The organism is Allobosea sp. FBZP-16 (assembly GCF_002831785.1).
GTDB lineage: Bacteria > Pseudomonadota > Alphaproteobacteria > Rhizobiales > Beijerinckiaceae > Allobosea > Allobosea lupini.
The window spans coordinates 236,825-253,264 of record NZ_LNCQ01000022.1 but is presented as its reverse complement, the minus strand read 5'-3'; the positions used below and the strand labels follow the sequence as shown (position 1 = coordinate 253,264).

Sequence of the window (16,440 nt, the reverse complement as noted above, 5' to 3'; positions counted from 1 at the left end):
AAAGGCCGGCCCTCCCTCTCTCTCAGTCCATGCGGTTGGTGAGCAGCCCGCCCGGCGTCGCGGTCAGTCTCCGGCAGCCTTCGGCCCCTCGCGCGGCAGGAAGGCGACGCGATAAATCGTCTCCGAGACGGTATAGCTGGTCAGTCAGGACAGTAATTCGGCATGGTCGACCGGCAGCGGCTCGGCGCCCGCTTGCGCCATGGCGGTCCGGGCCCTGGCGACCCGGCGGGTGAAGTCCTCGCGCGGGAAGACCGGACTCACGCCACTTCGCAGATGTCAAGGATGGTCAGCATGTAGATGCGGACCATGTCGAGGAAGTCGCGGATCTCGACGCGCTCGTCGGGCATGGTGTTGTAGCGCCCGCCGGGACCGCAGACGATGCCTTCCATGCCTGCCTCGGCATAGAGATGGCCGGCATCGGTGCCGAAGAAGCCGGGTGGCTTGATCGCCCCGGTCGGCTGCGCCTCGCCGCGCACCACCTGGTAGGCGGCGTTGATGCTCTTGACGATGCGGGCGTCCTTCGCGACCTCGAAGGCCGGCATCGACTGGTGCCCCTCCTTTTTCTCGATGCGGATCGCGGTCTTGAGGCCGGGGAAGCGCTGCTCCAGCGCGGTGAGCTCGCGCCGCATGTCGGCGAGCGCGCCTTCCTGCGTCTGGCCGGGCGCATAGCGGCCGGAGCCCTTGAGCTTGCAATAGTCCGAGACCTGCGGGGCGCGCCATTCGTGCAGTTCCTTGCCGAGCGCGCCGTGGACGACGCCGACATGGACGCGGTTGATCGATTCATGCTCGGGCGACGGCGCGCCGGAGAAGGTCATGGCGTTCAGCTTCGGGATCAGGTCGCAGGCGGCCATGATCGCATCGACCGCGTGCTCGCGCTTGGAGAGGTGGCGCGTGTTGCCGGTGAGCTCGATCACGAAGGAGAAGGCACAGGCGTGCATGGTCACGGCCTGCAGGTCGGTCGGCTCGCTGTTGACGAAATAGTCGGCGCGAATGCCGTTGCGGATCGCCGCGACTGTGCCGACGCCGCCCTGCAACTCGCCGACGACGAAAGTCAGGATCACGTCGCCCTTCAGCTTCACGCCGGCGTCGATCAGCGTCTTGACCGCGCAATAATAGGCCGCGTCGCCGGCCTTCATGTTCGAGACGCCGATGCCGTAGATGAACTCGTCGTCGACCACCCCGCCCCAGGGATCGACCGTCCAGCCCTCGGTAGCCGGATTGGTGTCGAGATGGCCGTTGAACAGCAGGCTCTTGCCGCCGCCGACGCCCTTCCAGCGGCCGATGGCGTTGGCGCGGCGGCCGTCGTCGAAGGGCTGCGCCTCCGCCTCGAGGCCCATCGCCTGCATCTGTCCGACGACATGGTGGACGAGCGCCTTCTCACCTTCGGTTTCGCTGTAGCTCTTGTGCTTCACCCAGTCGGAGAGGAGCGCGAGGCAGGCCTTCTCGTCGAGCGCATGGATCAGGTCGCGGGGGGTCATCGTCGGCCTCGCAAGGTCAGGCGGCGGCCGTGGCCGAGGCGGGCACGGCGGCGAGCAGGGAGCGGGTGTAGGGGTGGAGATCGCCACCGGAGAGCGCGGCGACATCGACGAGATCGACCAGGTCGCCGCGATACATCACCGCAATCCGGTGGGCGATCTGGCGGACCAGATTGAGGTCGTGAGTAATGAAGAGATAGGCCGTGCCGAAGCGCTTCTGCAGGTCGACCAAGAGCTCGATCACCGAAGCTTGCACGGAAACGTCGAGGGCCGAGGTGATCTCGTCGCAGATCACCAGCTTGGGCCTGGAGGCGAAGGCGCGCGCGATCGCGACGCGCTGCTTCTCGCCGCCGGAGAGCTGGTGCGGATAACGCTCGGCATAGGATGCCGGCAGCCTGACCTGCTCCAACAGTTCGCCGATCGCGGCTGCATCCTTGCGCGCACTCGGCTCGCCGTAGAGCGCGAGCGGGCGCGACAGGATCTCGCGGATGCGCTGGCGTGGATTGAGCGAGGAATCGGGGTGCTGGAAGATGATCTGGACGTCGCGGCGATAGGCCCGGTCCATGTCGGAGAGGCCGGTGATCCTGCGGCCGGCGAAGCGGATCTCGCCCTCGAAGCGGTTCAGGCCCGTCATCGCCTTGGCCAGCGTCGACTTCCCCGAGCCGGATTCGCCGACGATGCCGAGGATCTCGCCCGGCTTGATCGACAGGCTGACCTCGCGATTGCCGGTGAATTGCGTGTTCGCCCGGCCGAGCAGGCGGCCGAGGAAGGGTTTTCGGCCATAATGGACGCTGACCTTCTCGACCTCGACCAGCGGCCTGTCCCCCGTCTCAGGCGCGGCTTCGACCAGGCGATGATCGGGCCGCGGCACGGCGGCGAGCAGCCTTTGGGTATAGGCGTCGCGCGGCCGGGCAAAGACCTCGCCCACCCCACCCTGCTCGACGATCTTGCCGCGATGGATCACGGCGACTCTGCTCGCGATCTGCGAGACCAGCGCGAGATCATGCGAGATATAGAGCGAGGCGACGCCGGTCTCCTCCTGCAAGGCCTTGAACAAGTCGAGGATCTGCCGGGCGGTGATGACGTCGAGCGCCGTCGTCGGCTCGTCGAAGATGATGCATTCGGGCTGGCAGGCGAAGGCGGTGGCGATGACGACACGCTGCTTCTCGCCGCCGGAGGCCTCGTGCGGATAGCGCCGCATCATCTGCTTGGGAATCTTGAGGCCGACATGGGCGAGGCGCTCCTCGCCTTCCGCCCAGGCCTGCCGGCGCGTCAGGCCGCGATGGCGCACCAGCACCTCGGAGAGCTGTTCGCCGAGCGGCAGGGTCGGGTTGAGCGAGGTGCTGGGGTCCTGGAAGACCATGCCGATGCGCCGGCCGCGGATCGCCTCGATCTCGGCCTCGCTAGTCTTGAGCAGGTCCTGACCCGTCAGGCTGATGCGGCCGGCCTCGCGCGCGCTCTTGGGCAAATGGCGCATGATCGCCCAGGCGAGAGAGGTCTTGCCCGAGCCGGATTCGCCGACCAGGCCGAGCACCTCGCCCCTGGCGATCGCCAGCGTGACGTCATCTAGCGCGCGGGTGAAGCCGCTCGGCGTCGCGTAGTCGAGGCTGTAGCCGGCGATGTCGAGGATCGGTTCGCCCATCGCTCAGCTCCTCGGGTTCAGCACGTCGCGCAGCCCGTCGCCGAGCAGGTTGAAGCCGATCGCGACCAGGGCGACGGCAAGGCTCGGCCACAGGATCATCCATGGGCTCAAATGCATGAAGCGCCGGGCTTCCGAGACCATCAGCCCCCATTCGGAGGCCGGTGGCTGGGCGCCGAGGCCAAGGAAGGACAGCGTCGCGAACAGCATCACCGCAAAGGCGACGCGGATCGTCATCTCGACGATGATCGGCGCGATGACGTTCGGCAGCATCTCGCGCCCGACGATGAAGGCGGCGCTCTCGCCACGCGCGATCGCGGCGTTGACATAATCCTGCTTGCGCACCGAGAGCGCGACCGAGCGGGTGACGCGCGCCATGCCCGGCGCGAAGGCGAGCGCGATGGCGAAGAGCGCATTGAGGCTGCTCTTGCCGAGCAAGTTCACGATCAGCAGCGCCAGCAGCAGGCTCGGGATCGACATGATCGCGTCGACGGTGCGCATGATCGCCTCGTCGCTGCGCCCGCCGAGGAAGGCGGAGACAGTGCCGACGACTGCCCCGACCAGCGTACCCAGCGCCGTCGCCAGCACGGCCAGCAGGACGGTGGCGCGGGCGCCGTGCAGCAGCCGGCTCAGGATATCGCGACCATACTGGTCGGTGCCGAGCCAGAACTGCGCGCTCGGCGGCTTGTAGCGCGTCAAGGGCGCCATCTTCTCGGGGTCGTAGGGCGCGACGGCGGGCCCGACAATGACGATGAGCAGGATCAGCCCGACGATCACGAGGCCGAGCGCGCCTTGCGGCGAGCGCAGCATGCGCCGGAGGATCTCAATCATACTGGATCCTCCGGTCGAGCCAGGCATAGGCGATATCGGCAAGGAAATTGGCGATGGCATAGGTCGTTGCCATGATCAGCGCGCCAGCCTGGATCGAGGGCAGGTCGCGCGCCTGGATGGCGACGATGAGCTGCCGGCCGATACCGGGGAGCGCGAAGATCTCCTCGACCACGATGACGCCGCCGAGCAGATAGCCGACATCGAGCGCGACGATGGTGATGGTCGGCAGCAGCGCGTTGCGCAGCGCGTGTTTGAACAGCACCTGCCGCTTCGACAGCCCCTTCAGTCGCGCCGCGCGGATGTAGTCGGAGTGCAGGACATCGACGAGCTCGGAACGCACCATGCGCGAGACATGGGCGATCAGGATCAGCGACACCGTCAGCACCGGCAGGACGAGGTGTTTCACCCCCCGCAGCGGATCCTCGGTCAGCGGCACATAGCCGGTCGCCGGCAGCCATTGCAGCCAGTCGGCCAGCACCAGCACGATCAGCGTCGCGGTGACGAATTCCGGCAAGGAGACGCCGACATAGGACAGGAAGCCGACACCGAGATCGGCCGCCCTGCCCCGCCTGACCGCGGCGACGATGCCGAGCGGGATCGCCACCGCCAGCATCAGCGTGATCGAGAACAAAGCGAGCAGCAGCGAGCGGCCGAGCGCTTCCAGCATCGCCGGCGCGACCGGCTGGCCGGTGCGCATCGAGACGCCGAAATCACCGCGCAACACGCCGGAGAGCCAGTGCAGGTACTGCATCCAGATGGGATCGTTCAGCCCCATCCTGGCACGCAGCGCCGCCAGCGCGTCCGGCGTCGCATTCTCGCCCAGCATCATCACGGCCGCGTCGGCCGGCAGAACCTGGGTGATCGCGAAGACGATCAGCGACACGACCAGCAGCGTGTAGCCGATCAGCAGAATGCGCTTGAGGACGTAACTCGGCGACACGGCGCTGCGGTCCCGTCCGGCTCAGCCGCGCTTCGGCGCCTTGGCGCCGAGCGAGACATGGTCGAGCCGGAAGACGGCGCCGCGCGGATGCAGCTGATAGCCCTCGACCCAGTCGCGCTGGGCGCCGAGCAGGTCGAAGAAGGCCGGGATGATCGAGGGCACCTCGGCATTCATCAGCTTCTGCGCGTCGGCATAGAGCGCGCGGCGCTTCGCCTCGTCGACCGTGGCCCTCGCCTCGAACACGAGCTTGTCGAAGGCCGCGTTGTTCCAGCGCGTCTCGTTCCAGGCGGCATTGGAGGTGTAGAGCAGCGAGAAGATGGCGTCGGCCGTCGCCTGCATGTTGTAGAAGCCGACATAGAACGAGCCTTTCTTCCAGACCTGGTCGAGATAGGTCGCATGCGGCATGGTCTCGACCTTGATGTCGAAGCCGGCGGGCTTGGCCATCTCGCGCAGCGCGACCGCGAGCTGGGTGCGCTGGCCCGGCCGGTCGGAGGCGATCAACGTGGCCTCCAGCCCCTTCGGATAACCGGCTTCGGCGAGCAGCGCCTTGGCCTTGGCGATATCGGCCTTCTTCAGCGGCTGCTCGGCATAGAAGCGATAGGCCGGGTTGAGCGGCGTGTCGTTGCCGGCGGAGCCGAAGCCTTCGGTGACGAAATCGACCATCGCGGCGCGATCGACGGTGAGGGCCAGCGCCTGGCGTACGCGCACGTCATTGAACGGCTTCTGGTCGCAGCCGAAATTGACATTGCAGAACTGGCCCGAAGGCACGCGCAGCGCCTTCACACCGGACGCCTTCTGCAGGCGCCCGAACTCGGTCGGCGGGGTCGTGGTGATGAGGTCGGTATCGCCCGAGATCAAAGCGGAAGCCTCGGCGCTGACGTCCGGGTAGACCACCACTTCGATCCGATCGAGATAGGGCCGCTCCTTGTCGTAGAAGGCCTCGTTGCGGGCGACGACGATCAGTCGCTCCGGCTCGAAGGAGACGAGCTTGAACGGGCCGGTACCGACCGCCTGGCGATCGAGCTTCTCCAGCCCGCTTTTGATCACGGCGGCCGGCACGATCTTGGCGTTGGTATAGGCCAGCGTCACCGGCAGATCCGCAAAGGGCGCCAACAGGCTGAACACGACTGTGCTGTCGTCCTTGGCCGTCACCTTGGCGATCGGCCCGACATTCTGGCGGGCGGGCGAAGCGGTCTTGGCGTCGAGGATCGCCTCGAAGGTCGCGACGACGTCGGCAGCGGTGCAGGGCGAGCCGTCATGAAAGGCCAGGCCCTTGCGCAGAACGAAGGTCCATTCGGTCAGATCGGCGGAATTCGTCCAGGATTCAGCGAGATCGGGCTCGGCACTCATGTCGAGCTTGAGCCGGGTCAGGCCGGAATAGAGCAGTTCGGCGACGAGATATTCCGGGTTCACCCGGGTGACGAGCGGGTTGAGCTTGGCGACCGCCTGGTCGACGCTGACGCGAAGCGTGCCGCCGCGGCGCGGCGCCTGGGCGAAGGCCGGCATGCCGGAGAGGGCTAGGCCGCTCAGGGCTGCGGAGGCGACGAGGAAATCGCGACGATGGATGCTCGGCATGGGGCGCTCCTTCAGCTCTGGGACGGCGGGGTGTCGGGGTTGAGATCGGGCCTGAAATCGGCGGCGAGATAGGACAGCACCGCCTGCGCCAGCGAGACGATGTCCGGCACCGTCGTGTATTCGCCGGGCGAATGGATGTTGCGGTCGGGCCGGCCGAGACCACCGAGCAGCACCTCTTGCCGGCCGGTCGCGCGTTGGACCCAGCCGAAATCGGAGCAGCTCGCCGCCCCCCAGCGCCGGAAATCCTCCGGCGCGTAGCCGAAGCCCTCTCCCATCGCAGCCTGCCAGCGCGGCCAATGCGGGCCGGCCGGATCGGCCGTCGGCATCAGATGGCCGACCAAGGCGGTCTCGACCGTGAGGCCGGGTACTGTAGCGACGCTGCGGCGGATCACCGCCTCGATCTCGGCCAGCGCCTTCTCGAAACGCTCCTCGGGGGCATAGCGGCGGTTGATCGTCAGCTCGAGCAGAGCCGGAACCTGGCCCCCGGCCGTGCCGCCTGCGATCGCGGCGAGATTGAGCTGGGCAGCGAGCGGCGGCTTGCCGGGCGGCGGCGGCAAGGCGGAGATCCGGGTCGCGACCTGTGCCTTCAGCGCCATCAACGCGTTGAGCAGCGGCAGGGCGCTCTCTATGGCGTTGAGGCCGGAGCCTTTGCGGTTGCCCTCGCCGGCATGGACGGCCTGGCCATGGACACGCACCAGCAGGTTGAACAGGCCGAAGCAGCCGGCCCAGATCCGCGCCTCGGCGCTGCCGTTGAAGTTGAGGATGTGAGCCGGAAGCTTGCCCTGCTCGGCGAAATAGCGAATGCCGGGATAGAGGCCGCCCTCCTCGTCGGTGCAGAACAGCAGCATCGGGTCATAGGCGAGCGCGACACCGCAGGCCTGCGCTGCGCGCAAAGCCAGCAGGATCGCGGCGATGCTGCCCTTCATGTCGGCGGCGCCAAGGCCGATCAGGCGATCGCCATCGCACTGCATCCGCAGCGGGTCGGTCGCCCAGCCAGCGGCAGCGGGCACGGTGTCGACGTGGAAATACAGGCCGCAGACTGGCCGATCGCCGGGGCGGCTGGCGATCAGGTTTGTGCGCGGGCCAACGGCCGGGCCGTTCGGCACCTGCCACAGCGTCTCGGGCACGGTCACCCGTTCGGTCGCGAAACCGAGCGGCACGACGAGGTCCTCCATCAGCCCGGCGAACTCGTCATAGCCCTGGCCCGGCGGAAAGGAGGTGTCGACCGCAATCATCCGGCCGAGCTCGGCGACGGCGCCATCGACATTGGCGGCGATCCAGCCTTGGGCCTCGGCCAGCGCTGTCTTGCCATACAGCAGGGATTCAGGCGCGGTCATCGCTCAGCCGGACGACGCGACGCTTGTCCAGCGCCGGTGCGATCTGCGATGGAGCCGTCGACAAGCCGCAGTGGGCAAGGCCATTTGCGGATACCTCTTTTTCATATAAACTATATAGAAATAGGAACGAACGGCATGCCTCCTGTCAATGCCAAAAAAACGACGGCAACTGCCGTCGGAACGGGCAACGGCTCCGGGGCCTCGGCGCCGACGCTGCCGAATTTCGGCGCTGCGGGGGCCGCGCCGCTCTATGAGCGCGTGAAGCGGCACATGTCGGAGGCGATCCTCGTCGGCGAATGGCCGCCCGGCATGGTGCTGCCGAGCGAGACCTCGCTGGCCCAGGGCTTCGGCATCGCCGTCGGGACGGTCCGCCGGGCGATGGCCGATCTGGTGGCGGAGGGGCTGCTGACGCGCCGCCGCAAGACCGGGACGGTGGTGACCGGACGCACACCGCATCACAGCCTGCGCTTCGTCTTCCAGTATTTTCGCCTGCACCGGGCCGATGGCAGCCTGGTGCGCTCGACTAGCCAGTTCCTCAGCGTCGAAGCCCTGCCTGCCACGCAGGCACAGGCCGAGGCCCTCCAGATCAAGGCCGGCGGCGTGATCCGCGTCCATCGCATCCGCCATGCCGACGGCCACCCGGTGATGCACGACAAGCTGGTGCTGGCGCAGGAGCGGCTGCCGGACTGGCCGCGCGACATCGCCGAGCTGCCGCCTCTGCTCTATCTCCATCTGCTCGAGCGCTACGGCATCCGGATTTCAGCCATGCGCGAGCAGATCACCGCCGACATCGCAAGCGCGGAGGACGTCGCGCTCCTGGCACTCGCCGCCGGTGATCCGGTGCTGACGATCGACGAGGTCGCCTATGACCAGGCCGGAGTTCCCACGGTCCTCGGCTGGCATCGCGCCACGACGCGAGCCCACATCTACGTCAACGAGGTGCGGTAACCACGGCGCTTTCAGCAGCGCTGATAGATGTCCTCGATGCGGATGATGTCGTCCTCGCCGAGATAGGAGCCGACCTGGACCTCGATGATCTCGAGCGGAATCTTGCCCGGATTGGCCATGCGATGGACGCAGCCGATCGGCAGGTAGATCGCCCCGTTCTCATGCACGAGGATGGTCTCGTCGTCGCGCGTCACCTGCGCGGTGCCGCGGACCACGACCCAGTGCTCGGCGCGGTGATGGTGCTTCTGCAGGGAGAGGACGCCGTTCGGCTTGACGGTGATGCGCTTGACCTGATGGCGCTCGTCGAGATCGACGGAGAGATACTTGCCCCAGGGCCGGTGGATCTCGCGATGGCTGGCGGCTTCCGGCTCATGGTTCGCCGCAACCAGCGCGACAATGTCCTTGACCTTTTCGGCCTTGGCTTTCGACGTCACCAGGATGGCGTCGCGGGTCGCGATGACGGCGACATCGTCCAGGCCGACAATGGCAACGACGGCATCCTCGGAGCGAACCAGATTGTTCGTGCCATCCAGCACGTAGCCGCGTCCCTGGACGACGTTGCCGTGCGCGCCCTTCTCGGAAAGCTGCCAGACCGCGGTCCAATTGCCGACATCCGACCAGCCGAAATGGCCGGCGATAACCGCTGCGGTATCGGCCTGCTCCAGCGCTGGGGGCTCCGCTGCAATCGCCGGCAGTTCGGCGGAAGCGTCGGTTTCGAGCATGCGGATGCCGAGACTGGCCCCGTTCGCCTTACCGTTGCCGATCGCTCCCCTGGCGGCAGCCTGAAGCCTCGTCCGCATCGTCGCTGCGTCGAAGACGACATTGCCGGAGTTCCAGAGGTAGCCTTCGGCGAGATAGCGCGCCGCCAGCGCCGCATCTGGCTTCGCCGCCACGTCCTCGACCCCGCGTACGCCGTCGGCGATCTCCGTTCCCGGCCGGATGTAGCCATAGGCAGTCGCCGGATGGCATGGAGGTATGCCGATCGCGACGATACGGCCCTGTGCGGCGACCGCCGCGGCTCTCGCGCAGGTTGCGACGAAGAGCTTGCCGTCCTGCACGACATGGTCGGCCGGAAAGATGCCGACAAGCGCCGTCTCGCTGCGGGCAAGGCCGAGCTCGGCCGCGGTCGCCGCGGCGGAATCAGCCCCGCGCCCGGCGGGTTCCAGCACGATCTCGGCGCGCAGGCCGATCGCCTGCAACTGGTCGGCGATGGTGAAGCGCTGGTCCCCGTTCGTCACCACGATCGGCAGATCGAACACATCGGGATCGGACAGCAGCCGAAGCGTGCGCTGGAAGGAGGAATCCCGGCCGAACAACGGGATGAACTGCTTCGGCATCGTCTCGCGCGCGATCGGCCAGAGGCCGGCGCCATGTCCCGTGCACATCACGACCGGGATGATCTTGGGCATAGGTTCGGCTCCCCGAAAGCGGCTGATGATCGCGCCGCAATACTGGAAGAGAAACCTGCGGGCTCAAGCGGCCATCTCGGCTGATCGGCCGAGCGAAGTTGCCGTGCCGCAGGGCGATCGGCTCCTCCGATCGCCCTACCCCGTCCGCGCTCACTCCTCGCGGAAGCTCGACCGCATCGAGTCGGTCAGCGGCTGCATCAGATAGGCGATGGCGGTGCGCTCGCCGGTCGGGACATAGACCTCGGCCGGCATGCCGGGCCTGAGCTTGGCCCTGACCTTGGGCGGGAAGCCCGAGGCCGAGACGCTGACGCGCAATTCATAGACCATCTGCTGCAGGACATCGTCGCGCAGTGCATCGGCGGCAACCGATTTGACCTCGCCGACGGTGAAGGGCGTCGCCCGCCCCTTGAACGATGGCAGGCGAACCTCCGCGGCCATGCCCGGATGCAGGTTGTTGACATCCATCGGCGAGACCTTGGCGGTGACGATCAGCTCGTCGTCCTGCGGCACGATCTCCATCAGTGTCTCGCCCGGCTTAACCACGGCCCCGACGGTATGGATCTTCGAAGCCACGACCCGCCCGGCCCGCGGCGCGCGGACTTCGGCGCGCGCCAGCACGTCCTCGGCGATCCGCAGCTTCTCGCGGGCATCGGCGAGCTTGACCCGGCATTCGGCAAGCTTTGTCGAGGCCTCCTCGGAGGCTTTCAGGCCGATCTGGCTCATCTGGAGCCGGATCTCGTCATTGGCGACGGCAAGCCTTGCCAGATCGGCCTCCAGCGAGCCAATGCGGCCCTGCAGTTCTGTCAAAGAGCGCTTGAGCGGGTTGATCCGGGTCGAGGCGACAAACCCTTTGTCGGCGAGAGGCCGCAGGCTGGTCAGCTCCTCGTTGATGCTAGCGGCCTGGCTGATCGCGGCCTCGCGCTGCGCTTCGTTCGACTGGTACTGCTTTTCGGACTGCGTCAGCCGCTCCTTGAGGATCGAGACCTCCAGTTTCTGCGTGGACTGCCGTTCCTTGAACAGGCGCTCCTGGTCGAGCATGACCCGGCGCGCCTCCTTCGACTCAGCGGTATCGAGCAGTTCGCTCGGGAAGGTGATGCGGTCGAGGCGGTCGATCTCGGCGGTGAAGCGCGCCTCCTCACCCAGGGCCTGCAACACGATCAGCCGCGCCACGCTGCGCTGCGCCGCTACCTGCGTCGTATCGAGGCGCAGGAGGGTTTCGCCGGCCTTGACGTCGGCCCCGTCGCGCACCGCGATCGCCTCGACGAGCCCGCCCTCGAGATGCTGCACCGCCTTGCGATCGCTCTCGACGACGATGCTGCCATGCGCCACCACGGCGCTGTCGAGCCGCGCGGTCACCGACCAGAGGCCGCCGGCTCCCAGCGCGAGACCGACCACGACATAACCCTTGCGCACCGGGGCGCGCCAATCGCCATCCCCCTGCGCAGGCACGCTCGTGCGCTGGAGCCATTGCCTCGCGAACGCGAGCAGAGGTTCGAGATGCCGGCGCCAGGGCAGCCGGTTCAGGACGGATTTCATTGTGTGCGGGACGAGCTTCAGCTTGTTCAGGACGGAGTTCATCGACGTGCCCACCTTGCTGCCGAGAGCGGCTCGACCTGTCCCGTCTGACCGCGCTGTGGCGGCTGGATGCGTGCGCCATTGCCCGGCTGCAGCAGCACCGGCAGGATTTCGTCGCGCCCGCCGACCCTGACGGCCTGGCCCTTCTGCATCAGGATGATCTTGTCGACCTGCGAGAGCAGTTGCGGGCGATGGGTGATCACGACGACGATCGCGCCGGCGTCGCGCAAGCCAGCCAGGGAGCGCGCCAGCGCGGCATCGCCATCCATGTCGAGATTGGCGTTCGGCTCGTCGAGCACGACCAGCGCCGGCTGCCCGTAAAGCGCGCGCGCCAGCCCGATGCGCTGGCGCTGCCCGCCGGAGAGGGTTGCCCCGCCCTCGCCGATCTGCGTCGCATAGCCGTCCGGGAAGCCCTGGATCAGCTCATGCGCGGAGGCGGCCGAGGCGGCCGCGACGGCGGCCTCGTCGGTCGCCTCGGGATCGAAGCGGGTGACATTGTCGCGCACGCTGCCGGCGAACAATTCCACGTCCTGAGGCAGATAGCCGAGGATGCGCCCGCGCTGCTCGTCGGGGAAATGCCTGATGTCGTTTCCGTCGAGCCGCACCACGCCATGGGTAGGGGACCAGACGCCGACCAGCGCCCGGGCCAGCGACGACTTGCCGGAACCGGTCAGCCCGACCACCGCAGCGATCTCGCCGGGCTCGACCTCGAACGAAACGTTATGCAGCAGCAAGGCGTTCCCGTTCGGGCTGCGCACGCTCAGGCCTTCGACCCGCAGCGAGCCGGCCGGATTCGGCAAGGTCATCGGCATCGCATCATCCGATGGCGCCTTCAGGCTCCGGCTCAACCGCTGCAAGGCGCTGCGGGCGGAGACGAAGCTCTTCCATTGGCCGACGGCGCCCTCGATCGGCGCGAGCGCGCGGCCCATGATCAGGGATGCCGCGAACATCGCGCCGGCCGCGAGGTTCTGGTTGATCGCGAGATAGGCGCCGACGCCAAGCACCGCGCATTGCAGCGTCAGCCGCAACAGCTTCGTCGCGGCCAGCAGCGTCCCGCCCCAATCGGCCGCGGCCGTGTGGTAAGCCAGCGCCTGGCCACGCTGCCGTTGCCATTCGGTTCGGATCGGCTGGCCCATGCCGAGCGCCTTGATGACTTCGGCGTTGCGCAGCGAGGCCGTCAGTCGCTCGTTTGCGCCATGGCCGAGCTCCGAGGCGCGGATCAGCGATCCCTTGGTGATGCGCTCGTTCAGCAGGGCTACACCCAGGATCGCGATGGCGCCGAGCGTGGCGACGGCACCGATCGCCGGATGCAGGATGAAGCAGAGGGCGAGATAGATCGGAATCCAGGGCGCATCCATCAGCGATGGCACGAGGCTGCCCGACAGCGTCGCCCGCAGTGTCTCGACATCGCGAATGGGCAGGGTCGGCGAGCCCTTCGCGTCGAGCGCACCGTAGAAGGCGGCTTCGAAGGCAGGCTCGGACAGCGCCTGGTCGACGCACAGGCCGAGCTGGACCAGCGCTCTGCTGCGGAAATGCTCAAGCGCGGCATAAGCCGCAAACAAGGCCAGCACGATCAGCGACAGCATGACCAGCGTGGTGCCGTTCCGGCTGGTCAGCACCCTGTCATAGATCTGCATCGTGTAGAGCGGGGAGACGAAGACGAACAGGTTCAGCACGAAGGAAAGCCCGAACAGCGATGCGAATGCGGGCGTCAGCTTGCGAACCGTTTGCGAGAGCATGTCCGTCGGTTTCCTTTGGCGCAATTGCAGCCGTCGACGCCGGCGTATCCGGGCGGGCGGCAATCATTGGAAGAGGAAGGCGAGGCCCCCGCGAAGCGCGCCGCGGAGAATGGCGACCCGGCCGCCATGGCCGGGTCGCCTCAAGGCAGCGGCCAGATCGCCGTGCGGCCGAACGGACGCGAAATGGCGATCTAACTCTTTGTTTCGGCACCGGATTTCCCCGAAAAGTCGATCCCGCTTTTCGGTCCGATGCTCCAGGCGCTACCAGTGCCAGTGCGAGAGCTGGCTGTGGCAGTAGTGGTCGTTGTCGTCGTCATGGCGCGACTGGCCCCCTCGCCAATCGTTGCGGCCACCACCGCCGGTATCGTCGTCGTTGCTTGCCTGACTGTCCCGCGACCCGTTGCGGCCGCCGCCATGGTCGTCGTCACCACGACGCGATGAGCCGCCATCCCAGGACCAGCGGCCGCCGCTGAGGCCGCCCCAGCCACCATGGCCGCCCCAGCCACCACCTCCGGAATTCGACGGCGTTTCCGCGTCCGTCCCGCCCGTGCCGGTATCGACATCGGGGATGGTGATCACGTCCGGGTTCCCGCTGCCCGGTTCGGAGGTGTCGGGCGTCGTGCCTTCCCCGGTCGCCGGAGTCGTCGGCGCCTCCTCGCTCGGCGTCGACGGCTCGGCCGTCACCGGAGGCGTTTCGTTGCCGGGCTCGGAGGTGCCAGGCGACGTGCCTTCCCCGGTGGCCGGCGTCGTCGGCGTTTCCTCGCTCGGCGTCGACGGCTCGGCCGTCACCGGCGGCGTTTCGGTGACCGGCTCGGAGGTCGTCGGCGGCGTGCCGCTGCCGTTCCCGCTCGACGGCGTCTCGACCTCGGGCGAGGTGCCGGTCAGCGCCGAGCCGACCGAGTCGAACGGCACCGAGTCGATGCCATGCGCCTGCGCCACGGATCCCGACACGAAGCTGTAGTCGCCATTCGCCGCATCGGTGAAGCCGGCCTGGCTCGTCTCGGTGCTGCCGGAATCGCCGCCCTGGCGCTGGAAACTCGCCAGCGAGACGTCGGCAATGGTCAGCTCGCCACCGTCCGGGTTGTAGTAGACATTATCGTGGATCAGGCTCGGATCGGTCTGGTCGGTATCGATCGTGTTGCTGCCGTCTCCGGAGACCTGGATGAAGTTGTTGTAGGTCTCGTTGCCGTCGACCGGATTGCCGTCCGCCTCGATCGTCGAGATCCCGTACTTGCCATTGTCGAGCAGCGTGTTGTCGTGGATCTCGTTGTTCGAGCCGCCATGGACGAGGATACCGCTGAACGTCGTCCCTTGGACAAAGTTGCCGTAGATCTGGGCATTGCTCGCCATGTTGTCGAGATAGATGCCGGAGCTCCAGTCCTCCGCAAAGCCGCCATCCTTGGTGTTGGTTCCACCGGTGTCGACGATCGTGTTGTAGCGGATGATGCTGCCGTCAGCGCCGGAGTCATCGGCCGAGAACAGGTAGATGGCGCCGGTATCGGGCGTCTGCTGTCCGGAATGGCGGATGTCGTTGTACTCGATCGTGTTGCCGCCGGACTGGTTGTCGGGATCGTAATTGACCTCGGAGATGCCGAAGCGCGGCACGTTGGTGATCGTGTTGTGGTCGATCTGGTTGCCTGCAGACTCCTGCATGTCGATCGAGCCGTACTGGACGTACACCTCGTTCGAGTGGTCAACGGTATTGTTGGTGATGCGGTTGTCGCTGGTGCCGGCCGTCATGGCGATGGCGCTCGACCAGGTGTGCTCGAAGCTGTTGCTCGAGACGGTATTGCCGCTGCTGTCGCCGTGCAGGGCGACGCCGACGCCGACATTGACGAACTGGTTGCCGTCGATGACCACGCCGTTGGCGTCGTTCACCTCGATCGCCGCGGTGGTCGGGTCGCCCGAGCTCGAGGCGGTGTCGGTAAAGGTGATGCCCTTGACGGTGACGTTGTCCGCTCCGTCGATGGAGATGATGCTGTGGTCGCCGGAGACGACGCCGCCCTCGCCGGTGAAGCCGTCCGGAGCCTTGTAGGAAATGGTCTGCGTCTCGGCATCGTAGGACCATTCGCCGACATTATCCGGCGTGTCCTGGGAGACGTAGTAGCGGCTCGCGGCGCCGAGATCGTAATTGGCCTCCGTGGTGAAGGTCATCACATTGCCTTCGACCGAGGCGATGGTCAGCACCTCGCTGGCATAGCCGTTCTCGGTGTAGACCGTAACGGTGTCGCCGGCCTTGGGTTGCTCGCCGTCTGGGTAGTCCGAGGGGTCGAACGCCATCGACTTCTGGGCGTCGTATCCTGCCGGGAGGTCCTGCCCCCAGAGCCAGCCGCCATGGACCGGATCGTTCGGATCGACGTCGGGGTAGCGGCTTTCGGTCTGCTTCTCGCCGTTGACGGTGAATTGCTGGACGTCCTGCGCATCGACATGGGCCGTCCAGATGCCGTCGGAACCTTGCGTCCAGCCGCTGACCTGCGTGCCGCCGCTGATCACGACGTTCTCGCCGGACATCGCCACGAAGGAGGAGCCGGAATCGGCGGAGGTCAGCTGCAGAGCATCGTCCACATAATAGGTACCTCCAGCGATGTAGACCGTGTCGGCACCATTGCTCTGGTGCATGGCTTCGACCGCCCGCTCCAGCGTCTGGAAAGATGAATTCTCATCCAGACCCGTATTGCTGTCGCTTCCGGTAGTCGAGACGTAGAATGTGGCCATAAAGGGGCTCCTTTTTTGGCTGCAACACATTAAGTGATCGCTGCCTAGATACCCTTGAGGCCTGATTCGGTGCTACCTAAACCGGCGAGCCCTTACTCGTAAGGATTAGTCCGAACGGACTAATCGTCTTGTTTTGGTTCAGTATATCAATGGATTAATTCTTGGCGTCGCCAGCCTCATCCTGTTGACGGATTGGCCTCATACGCCCCGAGGCAGTGGTTTGCCTCACAGATCGGGCCCTCAAATGGCCTTATTCT

Annotated in this window: 11 protein-coding genes; 1 reads left to right on the top strand and 10 read right to left on the bottom strand. The window is 66.7% G+C overall.

Going from position 1 to position 16,440, the window contains the following annotated elements; genetic code table 11:
• Positions 1-257: 257 nt before the first annotated feature.
• The 6 genes from CXY91_RS07400 to CXY91_RS07375 are packed head-to-tail and all read right to left on the bottom strand — an operon-like array spanning position 258 to position 7,797.
• Positions 258-1,478: a M20 family metallopeptidase gene (locus CXY91_RS07400; RefSeq protein ID WP_100960067.1), complete on the bottom strand. Its 1,221-nt coding sequence runs from the start codon at positions 1,476-1,478 to the stop codon at positions 258-260.
• A 16-nt stretch (positions 1,479-1,494) separates the two neighbouring features.
• Complete coding sequence (locus CXY91_RS07395) at positions 1,495-3,117, bottom strand: dipeptide ABC transporter ATP-binding protein (RefSeq protein WP_100960065.1); 1,623 nt, start codon at positions 3,115-3,117, stop codon at positions 1,495-1,497.
• Positions 3,118-3,120: 3 nt separating this feature from the next.
• Positions 3,121-3,945, bottom strand: a complete 825-nt coding sequence (locus CXY91_RS07390) for an ABC transporter permease (protein ID WP_100960063.1) — start codon at positions 3,943-3,945, stop codon at positions 3,121-3,123.
• Entirely contained in the window at positions 3,938-4,885 is a 948-nt protein-coding gene (locus tag CXY91_RS07385; RefSeq protein WP_100960060.1) for an ABC transporter permease, read from the bottom strand. Before CXY91_RS07385 ends, CXY91_RS07390 begins: the two co-directional genes overlap by 8 nt.
• A gap of 21 nt (positions 4,886-4,906) precedes the next feature.
• A complete protein-coding gene (locus CXY91_RS07380) occupies positions 4,907-6,460 on the bottom strand; it encodes an ABC transporter substrate-binding protein (RefSeq protein ID WP_100960058.1) in 1,554 nt (517 codons plus the stop codon).
• An 11-nt stretch (positions 6,461-6,471) separates the two neighbouring features.
• Entirely contained in the window at positions 6,472-7,797 is a 1,326-nt protein-coding gene (locus CXY91_RS07375) for a M20/M25/M40 family metallo-hydrolase (RefSeq protein WP_100960056.1), read from the bottom strand.
• Between the two features lie 135 nt (positions 7,798-7,932).
• Here CXY91_RS07375 and CXY91_RS07370 point away from each other — a divergent pair, with 135 nt between their 5' ends.
• Complete coding sequence (locus CXY91_RS07370) at positions 7,933-8,745, top strand: GntR family transcriptional regulator (protein ID WP_100960054.1); 813 nt, start codon at positions 7,933-7,935, stop codon at positions 8,743-8,745.
• An 11-nt stretch (positions 8,746-8,756) separates the two neighbouring features.
• Here CXY91_RS07370 and CXY91_RS07365 read toward each other — a convergent pair whose 3' ends face one another.
• The 4 genes from CXY91_RS07365 to CXY91_RS07350 form a co-directional block, all read right to left on the bottom strand.
• Positions 8,757-10,154, bottom strand: coding sequence for a mannose-1-phosphate guanylyltransferase/mannose-6-phosphate isomerase (locus CXY91_RS07365; protein ID WP_100960052.1), 1,398 nt, complete (start codon positions 10,152-10,154; stop codon positions 8,757-8,759).
• Positions 10,155-10,304: 150 nt separating this feature from the next.
• Positions 10,305-11,732, bottom strand: a complete 1,428-nt coding sequence (locus CXY91_RS07360) for an HlyD family type I secretion periplasmic adaptor subunit (protein ID WP_244543663.1) — start codon at positions 11,730-11,732, stop codon at positions 10,305-10,307.
• Entirely contained in the window at positions 11,729-13,468 is a 1,740-nt protein-coding gene (locus CXY91_RS07355) for a type I secretion system permease/ATPase (RefSeq protein WP_100960050.1), read from the bottom strand. Before CXY91_RS07355 ends, CXY91_RS07360 begins: the two co-directional genes overlap by 4 nt.
• Before the next feature lie 261 nt (positions 13,469-13,729).
• Positions 13,730-16,183, bottom strand: coding sequence for a right-handed parallel beta-helix repeat-containing protein (locus CXY91_RS07350; protein WP_158673304.1), 2,454 nt, complete (start codon positions 16,181-16,183; stop codon positions 13,730-13,732).
• Positions 16,184-16,440: the final 257 nt, after the last annotated feature.

Coding starts and splice junctions, on each gene's coding strand:
- CXY91_RS07400 (WP_100960067.1), bottom strand. CDS start 1,478: ATGACCCCCCGCGACCTGATCCATGCGCTCGACGAGAAGGCCTGCCTC.
- CXY91_RS07395 (WP_100960065.1), bottom strand. CDS start 3,117: ATGGGCGAACCGATCCTCGACATCGCCGGCTACAGCCTCGACTACGCG.
- CXY91_RS07390 (WP_100960063.1), bottom strand. CDS start 3,945: ATGATTGAGATCCTCCGGCGCATGCTGCGCTCGCCGCAAGGCGCGCTC.
- CXY91_RS07380 (WP_100960058.1), bottom strand. CDS start 6,460: ATGCCGAGCATCCATCGTCGCGATTTCCTCGTCGCCTCCGCAGCCCTG.
- CXY91_RS07375 (WP_100960056.1), bottom strand. CDS start 7,797: ATGACCGCGCCTGAATCCCTGCTGTATGGCAAGACAGCGCTGGCCGAG.
- CXY91_RS07370 (WP_100960054.1), top strand. CDS start 7,933: ATGCCTCCTGTCAATGCCAAAAAAACGACGGCAACTGCCGTCGGAACG.
- CXY91_RS07365 (WP_100960052.1), bottom strand. CDS start 10,154: ATGCCCAAGATCATCCCGGTCGTGATGTGCACGGGACATGGCGCCGGC.
- CXY91_RS07360 (WP_244543663.1), bottom strand. CDS start 11,732: ATGAACTCCGTCCTGAACAAGCTGAAGCTCGTCCCGCACACAATGAAA.
- CXY91_RS07355 (WP_100960050.1), bottom strand. CDS start 13,468: ATGCTCTCGCAAACGGTTCGCAAGCTGACGCCCGCATTCGCATCGCTG.
- CXY91_RS07350 (WP_158673304.1), bottom strand. CDS start 16,183: ATGGCCACATTCTACGTCTCGACTACCGGAAGCGACAGCAATACGGGT.